Annotated in this window: 8 protein-coding genes and 3 pseudogenes; 10 read left to right on the top strand and 1 reads right to left on the bottom strand. The window is 49.4% G+C overall.

Features of this window, described 5'->3' with window-relative positions; all coding sequences use genetic code 11:
* The 6 genes and pseudogenes from panF to FDW87_RS02610 all read left to right on the top strand — a co-directional run.
* A pseudogene (gene panF / locus FDW87_RS21560) lies at window positions 1–510 on the top strand (sodium/panthothenate symporter); the annotation flags it as partial.
* A gap of 12 nt (window positions 511–522) precedes the next feature.
* Entirely contained in the window at window positions 523–1404 is an 882-nt protein-coding gene (gene prmA / locus FDW87_RS02630; RefSeq protein WP_137379429.1) for a 50S ribosomal protein L11 methyltransferase, read from the top strand.
* A 360-nt stretch (window positions 1405–1764) separates the two neighbouring features.
* Complete coding sequence (gene dusB / locus FDW87_RS02625; protein ID WP_003025224.1) at window positions 1765–2730, top strand: tRNA dihydrouridine synthase DusB; 966 nt, start codon at window positions 1765–1767, stop codon at window positions 2728–2730.
* 25 nt (window positions 2731–2755) lie between these two features.
* On the top strand, window positions 2756–3052 hold the full coding sequence (gene fis / locus FDW87_RS02620) for a DNA-binding transcriptional regulator Fis (protein WP_000462905.1): 297 nt from the start codon (window positions 2756–2758) through the stop codon (window positions 3050–3052).
* Window positions 3053–3140: 88 nt separating this feature from the next.
* Window positions 3141–4025 (top strand): annotated as a pseudogene (gene yhdJ / locus FDW87_RS02615) (adenine-specific DNA-methyltransferase).
* A gap of 82 nt (window positions 4026–4107) precedes the next feature.
* Entirely contained in the window at window positions 4108–4272 is a 165-nt protein-coding gene (locus FDW87_RS02610) for a DUF2556 family protein (protein ID WP_003025279.1), read from the top strand.
* A gap of 46 nt (window positions 4273–4318) precedes the next feature.
* On the opposite strand, the gene envR is transcribed toward FDW87_RS02610, so the two are convergent.
* The gene (envR, locus tag FDW87_RS02605; RefSeq protein WP_016154726.1) at window positions 4319–4975 is read right to left on the bottom strand and encodes an acrEF/envCD operon transcriptional regulator; all 657 of its coding nucleotides are present in this window, start codon (window positions 4973–4975) and stop codon (window positions 4319–4321) included.
* A 413-nt stretch (window positions 4976–5388) separates the two neighbouring features.
* Here envR and FDW87_RS02600 point away from each other — a divergent pair, with 413 nt between their 5' ends.
* The 4 genes and pseudogenes from FDW87_RS02600 to FDW87_RS02585 all read left to right on the top strand — a co-directional run.
* Window positions 5389–6552 carry an efflux RND transporter periplasmic adaptor subunit gene (locus tag FDW87_RS02600; RefSeq protein WP_137379428.1) on the top strand — a complete coding sequence of 388 codons (1164 nt, stop codon included), beginning with the start codon at window positions 5389–5391 and terminating at the stop codon, window positions 6550–6552.
* Window positions 6553–6563: 11 nt separating this feature from the next.
* The gene (locus tag FDW87_RS02595; RefSeq protein ID WP_137379427.1) at window positions 6564–9677 is read left to right on the top strand and encodes an efflux RND transporter permease subunit; all 3114 of its coding nucleotides are present in this window, start codon (window positions 6564–6566) and stop codon (window positions 9675–9677) included.
* A 272-nt stretch (window positions 9678–9949) separates the two neighbouring features.
* The gene (locus FDW87_RS02590) at window positions 9950–10171 is read left to right on the top strand and encodes a lipoprotein (protein WP_003025292.1); all 222 of its coding nucleotides are present in this window, start codon (window positions 9950–9952) and stop codon (window positions 10169–10171) included.
* A gap of 460 nt (window positions 10172–10631) precedes the next feature.
* A pseudogene (locus tag FDW87_RS02585) lies at window positions 10632–11582 on the top strand (amino acid ABC transporter substrate-binding protein); the annotation flags it as partial.
* Between the last annotated feature and the right edge of the window lie 54 nt (window positions 11583–11636).

The raw sequence follows: 11636 nt of genomic DNA, 5'->3' as shown, positions 1-11636 counted from the left end.
GTGTTGCCGCCGGTAGCTGCTGGGATCTTCCTCGCGGCCCCCATGGCCGCGATCATGTCGACGATCAATGCCCAATTGCTGCAAAGTTCCGCTACGATCATTAAGGATCTGTACCTGAACCTGCGTCCGGAACAGCTGAAAAACGAAACCCGGCTGAAGCGCATGTCGGCAGTGATTACCCTGTTGCTCGGCGCGTTACTGCTACTGGCTGCCTGGAAACCACCAGAAATGATTATCTGGCTTAACCTGCTGGCGTTTGGCGGGCTGGAAGCTGTCTTCCTGTGGCCGCTGGTACTGGGCCTGTACTGGGAGCGGGCAAACGCGGCGGGCGCTTTGAGCGCGATGATTATCGGCGGCGTTCTTTATGCCGTACTCGCTACATTTAACATTCAGTACCTGGGTTTCCACCCGATTGTGCCCGCGTTACTGATAAGCTTGCTGGCTTTCCTGATCGGCAACCGTTTCGGTTCTGCCGTCCCGCAAGCCGCCATATTGACTACTGATAAATAAAAGAGTTTTGCCATGCCATGGATCCAACTGAAACTGAACACGACCGGTGCCAACGCTGAAGAGTGGAGCGATGCGCTGATGGAAGCGGGCTCCGTTTCCATTACTTTCCAGGACACGCATGATACGCCGGTATTTGAGCCTCTGCCGGGCGAGACTCGCCTGTGGGGAGATACCGACGTTATCGGCTTGTTCGATGCAGAAACCGACATGAAAGAAGTGGTTGCCATCCTGGAGCAGCATCCGCTGCTGGGTGCAGGCTTCGCGCATAAAATCGAACAGCTCGAAGACAAAGACTGGGAACGCGAATGGATGGATAACTTCCACCCGATGCGCTTTGGTGAACGTTTGTGGATTTGCCCAAGCTGGCGCGATGTCCCGGATGAGAATGCCGTCAACGTGATGCTGGACCCGGGTCTGGCGTTTGGTACCGGCACTCACCCCACCACCTCCCTATGCCTGCAATGGCTGGACGGTCTCGATCTAAACGGCAAAACCGTCATCGACTTCGGCTGCGGCTCCGGCATTCTTGCCATTGCGGCACTGAAGCTGGGTGCGGCAAAAGCCATCGGCGTAGACATCGATCCGCAAGCAATTCAGGCCAGCCGTGATAACGCCCAGCGTAATGGCGTTTCTGAGCGTCTGGAGCTTTATCTGCCGAAAGACCAGCCAGAGGCGATGAAAGCCGACGTGGTGGTCGCAAACATCCTCGCAGGCCCATTACGTGAACTGGCACCGTTAATCAGCGTACTGCCCGTTGAGGGCGGTTTACTGGGGCTTTCTGGCATTCTTGCCAGCCAGGCGGAAAGCGTCTGTGAGGCCTATGCCGAACTCTTTACGCTCGATCCGGTTATCGAGAAAGAAGAGTGGTGCCGCATTACCGGTCAGAAAAAATAATCCCCTCTCGTTACCGTTGGTAACGCAATAATCGCTCTTTTTTTCGCAAAAGGATTTGCGGAAATGAGAGCGAGATCGCATTACAAAGCCACTATTTGCTCACAAAAACAGCTTTTTATCCTGATAACCTGAGGCTGGCCGTAATAAAAAAAGAGAAGTTTTCGGAATTTATAAACGGATGAAAAATTAGCACAACCACGTATCAAACTGATTATTAAAGATTTTAATTTGAAACTGTGTACTTAACCAGCAATTCATTGATCCACCTCAGTGGATTGGTCAAAGTTTGGCCTTTCATCTCGTGCGAAAAATGCGTAATATACGCCGCCTTGCAGTCACAGTATGGTCATTTCTTAACTCATGCGCATCGGACAATACCAGCTCAGAAATCGCCTGATCGCAGCACCTATGGCTGGCATCACTGACAGACCATTCAGGACGCTGTGCTATGAGATGGGAGCAGGATTGACGGTATCCGAGATGATGTCTTCTAACCCGCAGGTTTGGGAAAGTGACAAGTCTCGTTTACGGATGGTGCACGTTGATGAGCCAGGAATTCGCACGGTGCAAATTGCCGGTAGCGACCCTGTTGAGATGGCCGATGCCGCACGTATTAACGTGGAAAGCGGCGCCCAGATTATTGATATCAATATGGGGTGTCCGGCTAAAAAAGTGAATCGCAAGCTCGCAGGTTCAGCCCTCTTGCAGTACCCGGATCTAGTGAAATCAATACTAACCGAGGTCGTCAATGCAGTGGACGTTCCTGTCACACTCAAGATTCGCACCGGCTGGGCTCCGGAACACCGTAACTGCGTAGAGATTGCCCAACTGGCTGAAGACTGTGGCATTCAGGCTCTGACCATTCATGGACGCACCCGCGCCTGTTTGTTCAATGGAGATGCTGAGTACGACAGTATTCGGGCAGTTAAGCAGAAAGTTTCCATTCCGATTATCGCGAATGGCGACATTACTGACCCGCATAAAGCCAGAGCTGTACTCGACTATACGGGGGCGGATGCCCTGATGATAGGACGTGCAGCTCAGGGAAGACCCTGGATCTTTCGGGAAATCCAGCATTATCTGGACACTGGGGAGCTGCTGCCCCCGCTGCCTCTGGCAGAGGTGAAGCGCTTGCTTTGTGCGCACGTTCGGGAACTGCACGACTTTTATGGTCAGGCAAAAGGGTACCGAATTGCGCGTAAACACGTATCCTGGTATCTCCAGGAACACGCTCCGGATGACCAGTTTCGGCGCACATTCAACGCCATTGAAGATTCCAGCGAACAGCTGGCGGCGTTGGAGGCATACTTCGAAAATTTTGCGTAAACAGAAATAAAGAGCTGACAGAACTATGTTCGAACAACGCGTAAATTCTGACGTACTGACCGTTTCTACCGTTAACTCTCAGGATCAGGTAACTCAAAAGCCCCTGCGTGACTCGGTTAAACAGGCACTGAAGAACTATTTTGCTCAATTGAATGGTCAGGATGTTAACGATCTCTATGAGCTGGTACTGGCTGAAGTAGAACAGCCCCTGTTGGACATGGTGATGCAATACACCCGCGGTAACCAGACCCGTGCTGCCCTGATGATGGGCATCAACCGTGGTACGCTGCGTAAAAAACTGAAAAAATACGGCATGAACTGATACTAATCAGCGAAATGTTTGTTTTAAAAGGCGCTACTCGGCATGGGGAAGCGCCTTTTTTATTAACGTCACACGGGAGGCTTTGGCGATGAACGCAAGATGTGAACCTGTCTATTTTGGCGATGAATCTAAAAAGATAATCCTGGGTGATGCTCTGACCGAACTGAAAAAGCTGCCGTCAGAAAGCGTCGAGCTCATTTTCGCCGACCCACCTTATAACATCGGTAAAGACTTTGACGGAATGGTGGAATCCTGGGACGAAGAGGCATTTTTGGCATGGCTGTTTGAGTGCATTGACGAGTGCCATCGCATTCTCAAATCACACGGCACCATGTACATCATGAACAGTACGTAGAACATGCCGTACATCGATCTCAAATGCCGCCAGCTCTTTACCATCAAGAGCCGTATCGTGTGGTCATACGACAGCTCCGGGGTGCAGGCCAAAAATCACTTTGGTTCGATGTATGAACCGCTTCTGATGATGGTAAAAGATCAGAAAAACTACACGTTTAATCGTGATGATATTTTGGTTGAAGCCAAAACGGGCGCTAAACGTGCACTGATAGACTACAGAAAGAACCCGCCCCAACCTTACAACCAGAAAAAAGTACCAGGCAATGTCTGGGAGTTTCCACGCGTTCGTTATCTGATGGACGAATACGAAAATCACCCGACTCAAAAACCCAAAGCCCTCCTTGAACGCATCATTCTGGCTTCCTCCAGTCCAGATGACAGCGTGCTGGATCCGTTTGCCGGTAGCTTCACTACCGGTGCCACTGCCGTGGAATTAGGTCGCAAGTTTGTCGGGATTGAAATCAATGCCGAGTACGTAAAAATGGGGCTCAGAAGAATGAGCATTGGTTCGCATTTTTCAGAGAATGAACTTGCAAAGGTGAAAAAGCGGAAGACAAAAAATCTGTCTAAAAAGAGTCGATTAACAGCAAAGAGCGGCGATCTTTCAGCAAAGTAAAGGCATTGTAAGTCTGCTTTTCAGCTTGCAGATTTCGTGTATATTCCCTGCACGCTTGGGCATGAATACACAGGGTTTGGTAATGATTCGCAAGTATTGGTGGCTGGTTGTTTTTGCGGTCTTCGTTTTTCTCTTTGATGCGCTGCTCATTCAGTGGATAGAGCTGATGACAACGGAGCACGATAAGTGCCGGAATATGAATTCTGTAAACCCCCTCAAGCTGGTCAACTGCGTCGACCTCGAATAGCACGACGAAAAATACGTCGACAGCCGTCAGGCCCTGGCGGCTAAAACTATCCTGGCTGATTTTCACTCTGCATTAATTGCATTACACAGCCGTCTGGGCTTAACATTTTTAATACGTTATCAACTAATACTGGCGCTTGCCCATACAAATCATAACTCACTGGATTCATTAACCAGTTTTTTATTATTCCGCTAAAGCTACCGTGCAGAATAATGATGATGACATCTAAATCCAGACTGGTGGCAATCAGATTTTCATCCACGCACTTTTGCAGTGAATCACGAATGCTTTGATGACTGAGACCTATTTTATCGCGAATGGTCTGTTCTGATATCATATCGTTATGAAATTCACATTTATGATATAAAATTTGCATTAATGCCTGCTGGCGAGGATTCTGTGCAATATATTGCAATCCCACCACAAACTTTTCACGCAGCCGCTGTAAAGGATTATCCCCCCAACGACCAATAAGCTTATCCTGAATAAGATCGCGTAATGGAGGTTGTTGTAACCATAGCGCATTGAACAATTGCGTCTTATTTTCAAAATGCCAATAGAGCGCCCCCCGGGTCACGCTGGCGGCATCCGCAATGTCGTTTAACGTCGTATTGCTAACACCACGCACGGCAAACTGCATAATCGCTGTTTCTATCAGGTGCTGTCGTGTTTTGAGGGCATCAGCTTTCGTTTTTCTGGCCATGGTTTCGACTGTCTGAGGTAAGGTAGAGAATGATTAACTTTCTTATGTAATATTTGCTAAACGGAACAAATGTATCACTTAGCGTTTATTTAGACGAGTTCTAAAACAGTTAATTATGGATATTGCACACGAATAAACAAAACAAATAACAACCACCAATATATTCACCAACCAAATACTTATTTCAATATGTGTTTATGCGCATCATTGCATTACTATTAAAACCATAATGAAACAACCGAAGATAAATCCTTTTTTGTTTTTACGTGCCGTGTATCGCGCCCATAAATAAGTATTGCTTACATCGCAAGCTAATAATTTGTAGGATAGCCAACCATTATTTTCACTTGTGCGCGTTATCGCCTCTGCGTTACCCGGTTAATAACGAGCGTTCGGTTTTTTAAGGAATAGAAATGACGAAAAATGCCAGGTTTTCACTCCTGCCCTCATTCATCATCATGTCCACTGTATTACTCGCCGGTTGTAACGATCAGGGAGAAACACAAGCTCACCCCGCAGAGCCGCAGGTGACTGTCCATGTCGTCGAAAAGGCTCCTTTAGCCGTGACGACCGAATTACCAGGGCGCACAACAGCATTTCGTATTGCTGAAGTCCGTCCTCAGGTCAGCGGGATTGTACTTAAACGGAATTTTACCGAGGGAAGCGATGTTGAAGCCGGTCAGTCGCTTTATCAGATCGATCCTGCGACTTACCAGGCTGACTACGACAGCGCCAAAGGCGAACTGGCAAAGAGTGAAGCGGCAGCAGCTATCGCACATTTAACGGTAAAACGTTATGTCCCGCTGGTTGGCACTAAGTACATCAGCCAGCAAGAGTACGATCAGGCCATTGCTGATGCTCGCCAGGCCGATGCCTCCGTTATCGCGGCAAAAGCGGCGGTCGAAAGCGCTCGTATCAACCTGACCTACACCAAAGTGACATCGCCCATTAGCGGACGTATCGGTAAATCTAACGTCACCGAAGGCGCATTAGTCACGAATGGCCAGGCAACTGAACTTGCTACCGTGCAACAACTTGATCCTATTTACGTCGACGTAACACAGTCCAGTAATGACTTTATGCGCCTTAAACAGTCCGTTGAGCAAGGGAGCCTGCATAAAGACAGCGCCAGCAGTACCGTCGAACTGGTGATGGAAAATGGTCAGTCGTACCCGCTGAAAGGTGCGTTGCAGTTCTCTGATGTCACCGTTGATGAAAGTACCGGATCCATCACCCTCAGGGCCGTATTCCCTAACCCACAGCACACGCTGCTGCCGGGCATGTTTGTGCGTGCTCGTATTGATGAAGGCGTCCAGCCGAATGCCATTCTCGTTCCCCAACAAGGGGTAACACGTACGCCACGCGGCGATGCAACGGTGATGGTTGTCAATGACAAGAGTCAGGTCGAGGCTCGCACCGTCGTTGCTACACAGGCGATAGGTGATAAGTGGTTAATCAGCGAGGGCTTACAGCCTGGCGATAAGGTTATCGTCAGCGGATTGCAGAAAGCGCGTCCCGGCGTAAAGGTTAAAGCAACCACCGATACCGAAACTCCAGCCGCAAAAACTGCGCAATAAGGTAACCGGACATGGCTAACTTTTTTATCAATCGCCCTATTTTTGCCTGGGTTCTGGCCATCATTCTGATGATGGCAGGGGCTCTGGCAATCATGCAACTGCCCGTTGCACAGTATCCGACCATTGCACCTCCTGCGGTCGCTATTTCTGCCACCTACCCAGGTGCGGATGCGCAGACAGTACAAGACACGGTTACGCAGGTTATCGAACAGAATATGAACGGTATCGATAACCTGATGTATATGTCCTCCACCAGCGATTCCTCCGGGAGCGTCACCATTACTCTGACTTTCGAGTCGGGTACTGACCCGGATATCGCACAGGTCCAGGTGCAAAACAAATTACAGTTAGCGATGCCCTTACTGCCACAGGAAGTACAGCAGCAGGGGATCAGCGTCGAGAAATCCAGTAGCGGTTTCCTGATGGTGGCGGGTTTTGTCTCCGATAATAACAATCTGACGCAGGATGATATTTCCGACTATGTGGCGTCTAACGTTAAAGACGCAATAAGCCGAACAGCAGGTGTCGGCGATGTCCAGATGTTTGGTGCACAGTACGCAATGCGCATCTGGCTCGACAGCAACGCAATGAACAAATATCAGTTGACTCCGCTGGACGTTATCAATCAACTGAGAACGCAAAATAATCAGATTGCCGCAGGCCAACTGGGAGGCGCGCCATCCGTCCAGGGTCAACAACTTAATGCCTCCATTATCGCTCAGACACGCCTGAAAACGCCGGAAGAGTTTGGTCGCATAACGCTGAAGGTGGGCCAGGATGGCTCAATGGTTCACCTCAGAGATGTAGCCCGCATCGAACTCGGCGGCGAAAACTATAACATGGTGACGAAAATTAATGGTCAGCCTGCAACAGGCCTGGGCATTAAGCTGGCGACCGGTGCAAACGCGCTGGATACTGCCGCAGGCGTCAAAGCAAAGCTGGCTGAGTTACAACCTTTCTTCCCGCAAGGTTTGCAAGTGGTTTACCCCTATGACACTACACCATTTGTAAAAATCTCGATTAACGAGGTGGTGAAAACGCTGTTTGAAGCCATCATCCTCGTCTTCCTGGTGATGTACCTGTTCCTGCAAAATCTGCGCGCCACGCTGATTCCAACTATCGCAGTGCCTGTCGTGCTGTTGGGAACATTCGCGATCCTCGCCGCATTCGGATTCTCCATCAATACGCTAACGATGTTCGGAATGGTGCTGGCCATCGGCCTGCTGGTCGATGACGCTATCGTGGTAGTAGAAAACGTCGAACGCGTCATGGCGGAAGAGAAACTGCCGCCCAAAGAGGCGACGCAGAAATCCATGGTCCAGATCCAGGGCGCGCTGGTCGGGATCGCGATGGTACTCTCGGCGGTATTTATCCCCATGGCGTTCTTTGGCGGCTCGACCGGCGCCATTTACCGCCAGTTCTCTCTGACCATTGTTTCAGCGATGGCGCTTTCTGTTCTGGTCGCCCTCATTCTTACGCCAGCGCTTTGTGCAACGCTGCTAAAACCCGTTTCCGCCGGACATGTTGAAAAGAAAGGCGGTTTTTTCGGATGGTTTAACGCCCTGTTCGATAAAAGCGTCGGGCATTACAGCAATAGTATCAGCGGTATTCTGCGCAAAACCGGACGCTACTTGTTGCTATATGTTCTTATCGTCGGCGGAATGGCTGTTCTGTTTTTACGCCTCCCTACCTCCTTCTTGCCCGAAGAGGATCAGGGGGTCTTTATGACAATGGTGCAACTTCCTGCCGGTGCGACACAGACGCGCACACAGCAGGTGCTGGATCAGATTCAGAATTACTACCTGAACCAGGAAAAAGCGAACGTAAAATCGGTGTTCACCGTTAATGGCTTCAGCTTTAGCGGCCAGGGACAGAACTCCGGTATCGTCTTTATTAGCCTCAAACCATGGGAAGAGCGTTCGGGCGATGAAAACGGCGTGACGGCTATCGTCGAACGTGCGACCAGGGCGTTCAGCCAGATTAAAGATGGACTGGTGTTCCCGTTCAACATGCCTGCCATTCTTGAACTGGGTACCGCGACCGGCTTTGATTTTCAGTTAATTGATCAGGCTAACCTCGGTCATACAGAACTGACGAAAGCCCGGAACCAGTTGCTGGGTATGGTGAGAGAACATCCAGATTTGCTGGTGCGCGTGCGCCCTAACGGTCTGGAAGATACCCCGCAATTTAAGCTGGATATTGATCAGGAAAAAGCCCAGGCGTTAGGCGTAAGTCTGTCGGATATAAACCAAACGATTTCCACGGCCCTTGGCGGCACCTATGTGAACGATTTTATCGATCATGGCCGAGTGAAAAAGGTATACGTTCAGGCTGACGCGCCGTTCCGTATGTTACCCAACGACATCAACAATCTCTACGTACGTAGTGGGAATGGTGAAATGGTGCCATTCTCTGCGTTCAGTTCGTCGCATTGGATTTATGGTTCACCCCGCCTGGAGCGTTACAACGGTATGCCATCAATGGAAATACTGGGAGAGGCCGCGCCGGGTCGAAGCACCGGTGAAGCCATGGCGCTCATGGAAAACCTGGCAGCACAGCTGCCAACCGGTATCGGCTATGACTGGACGGGAATGTCATATCAGGAACGGCTCTCCGGCAATCAGGCACCTGCGTTATACGCTATTTCGTTAATTGTCGTCTTCCTGTGTCTCGCCGCATTGTATGAGAGCTGGTCTATTCCATTTTCAGTCATGTTGGTTGTACCGCTCGGCGTGGTCGGTGCGCTTCTGGCGGCGTCCATACGCGGTCTGAATAACGACGTTTACTTCCAGGTAGGTCTGCTGACTACCATCGGTCTTTCCGCCAAAAACGCTATCCTTATTGTGGAGTTTGCCAAAGACCTGATGGATAAAGAAAGTAAAGGGTTGATTGAAGCCACACTGGAGGCGTCACGCATGCGTCTTCGTCCAATCCTGATGACATCCCTGGCGTTTATTCTGGGGGTTATGCCTCTGGTTATCAGCCACGGAGCGGGTAGCGGGGCACAGAATGCGGTCGGTACAGGCGTAATGGGAGGCATGCTGACCGCGACATTGTTGGCAATCTTCTTCGTCCCCGTCTTCTTCGTTGTCGTCAGACGGCGTTTTAGTCGGCGCAACAATTAATTTGTAAAATAAAGGCGTCTTCGGACGCCTTTTTCACCTAAGATGCCCCTCTTTATTTATTAATAAGATAGCCATTTATTTCTAATAAACCCTTCCTGAAAAACTCGCCAGTCACCTTTCTTTTTATCCATTATTTTTACAATCCACATGAATTGAGATTATTCCTCATGTCAGTATTTTTTTAAGAAGTGGTAAAATAATCGCCGAGTTCGCAGATGGCTTAGCGTTTGTCTTTGCTCAATTAGCGAAACGCTTATTTTTGAGGTAACACCATGAAAAGATTAATATCCGTTGCATTGCTTACCGCATTCCTGGCCGGCTGTGCACACGATTCTCCTTGCGTACCTGTCTACGACGATCAGGGGCGCCTGGTTCATACCAATACCTGTATGAAAGGCACCACGCAGGATAACTGGGAAACAGCCGGTGCCATCGCCGGTGGCGCAGCAGCCGTTGCCGGGCTGACGCTTGGGATAGTCGCCCTGACCAAATAAATCTTCTTAAAAGCGCGGTGGGTACCGCGCTTTTTGCAATAAGAATTAAATCTTCATATAAGACAAAACGTTGGTATATAGCACTCAACGTATAATAAAATTATTATAGATTTTCCTCACATATCCACGATTTGAAATTAGCATTTTTTCAGTTCTTCGTAACAGCGCGCTTTCTTTTCATTATTCTCACGTCATCAATATTAACGTACGAAATCGTTATCACGCGTCCGGTTTGATTTTTAAATTTTTTGCGCCGAAATGTGGCTTACGTTTCAATTTTGCACCACTTCAGGGCGCTGCATTTATTTTTTCCTGTCTACACTCTGGATATTGCGTCGAATAATCGTGCGCAAAAACCTGGCACTACCTTTGCTTAAAAGAGTATGGCCATAGCCACAGACAGGTAAAAGACGTTTTCAGAACGTTTCCATAACAATAATTCCTCCACACAGGATGCTCTATGAAAAAGATGATAATAGCCAGCCTGGCTGCGGCCGGCGTGCTGCTTGCGGTTGCAAATCAGGCACATGCCGGCGCAACACTTGATGCCGTAAAGAAAAAAGGTTTTGTGCAGTGTGGGATCAGTGACGGGTTGCCTGGCTTTTCTTATGCCGATGCAAGCGGTAAGTTCTCAGGTATTGATGTCGACGTATGTCGTGGCGTTGCCTCCGCCGTATTTGGCGATGATAGCAAAGTAAAATATACCCCGCTCACCGCCAAGGAACGCTTTACCGCACTACAATCAGGTGAAGTCGACATGCTCTCTCGTAATACCACCTGGACCTCCTCTCGTGACGCAGGAATGGGAATGTCTTTCACTGGCGTAACGTATTACGACGGCATTGGTTTTCTTACCCACAATAAAGCGGGTCTTAAGAGTGCTAAAGAGCTGGATGGCGCAACGGTTTGTATCCAGGCAGGAACAGATACCGAACTGAACGTGGCTGACTACTTTAAAGCCAACAACATGAAGTACACCCCTGTCACCTTTGACCGCTCGGATGAATCAGCTAAAGCTCTGGAATCTGGGCGCTGCGACACGCTGGCTTCCGACCAGTCTCAGTTGTACGCCCTGCGAATCAAGCTGAGTAATCCTGCGGAGTGGATTGTCCTGCCAGAAGTTATTTCTAAAGAACCGCTGGGACCTGTCGTACGTCGTGGGGACGATGAGTGGTTCTCCATTGTTCGCTGGACGCTGTTCGCCATGCTGAATGCGGAAGAAATGGGCGTTAACTCGAAAAACGTCGATGAAAAAGCGGCTAATCCTGCAACGCCGGATATGGCACACCTGTTAGGCAAAGAAGGGGATTATGGCAAGGATCTGAAGCTTGATAACAAATGGGCTTACAACATTATCAAGCAGGTAGGTAACTACTCGGAGATCTTTGAGCGTAACGTGGGATCGGAAAGCACCTGAACCAGGAAAAAGCGAACGTAAAATCGGTGTTCACCGTTAATGGCTTCA

The organism is Citrobacter sp. wls826 (assembly GCF_005281245.1).
GTDB lineage: Bacteria > Pseudomonadota > Gammaproteobacteria > Enterobacterales > Enterobacteriaceae > Citrobacter > Citrobacter braakii.
The sequence above is the reverse complement of the archived record's forward strand: the minus strand, read 5'-3'. Positions and strand labels throughout refer to the sequence as shown.

Excerpts from the sequence above, each read along its gene's own strand:
- prmA (WP_137379429.1), top strand. The coding sequence starts at position 523 with ATGCCATGGATCCAACTGAAACTGAACACGACCGGTGCCAACGCTGAA.
- dusB (WP_003025224.1), top strand. The coding sequence starts at position 1,765 with ATGCGCATCGGACAATACCAGCTCAGAAATCGCCTGATCGCAGCACCT.
- fis (WP_000462905.1), top strand. The coding sequence starts at position 2,756 with ATGTTCGAACAACGCGTAAATTCTGACGTACTGACCGTTTCTACCGTT.
- FDW87_RS02610 (WP_003025279.1), top strand. The coding sequence starts at position 4,108 with ATGATTCGCAAGTATTGGTGGCTGGTTGTTTTTGCGGTCTTCGTTTTT.
- envR (WP_016154726.1), bottom strand. The coding sequence starts at position 4,975 with ATGGCCAGAAAAACGAAAGCTGATGCCCTCAAAACACGACAGCACCTG.
- FDW87_RS02600 (WP_137379428.1), top strand. The coding sequence starts at position 5,389 with ATGACGAAAAATGCCAGGTTTTCACTCCTGCCCTCATTCATCATCATG.
- FDW87_RS02595 (WP_137379427.1), top strand. The coding sequence starts at position 6,564 with ATGGCTAACTTTTTTATCAATCGCCCTATTTTTGCCTGGGTTCTGGCC.
- FDW87_RS02590 (WP_003025292.1), top strand. The coding sequence starts at position 9,950 with ATGAAAAGATTAATATCCGTTGCATTGCTTACCGCATTCCTGGCCGGC.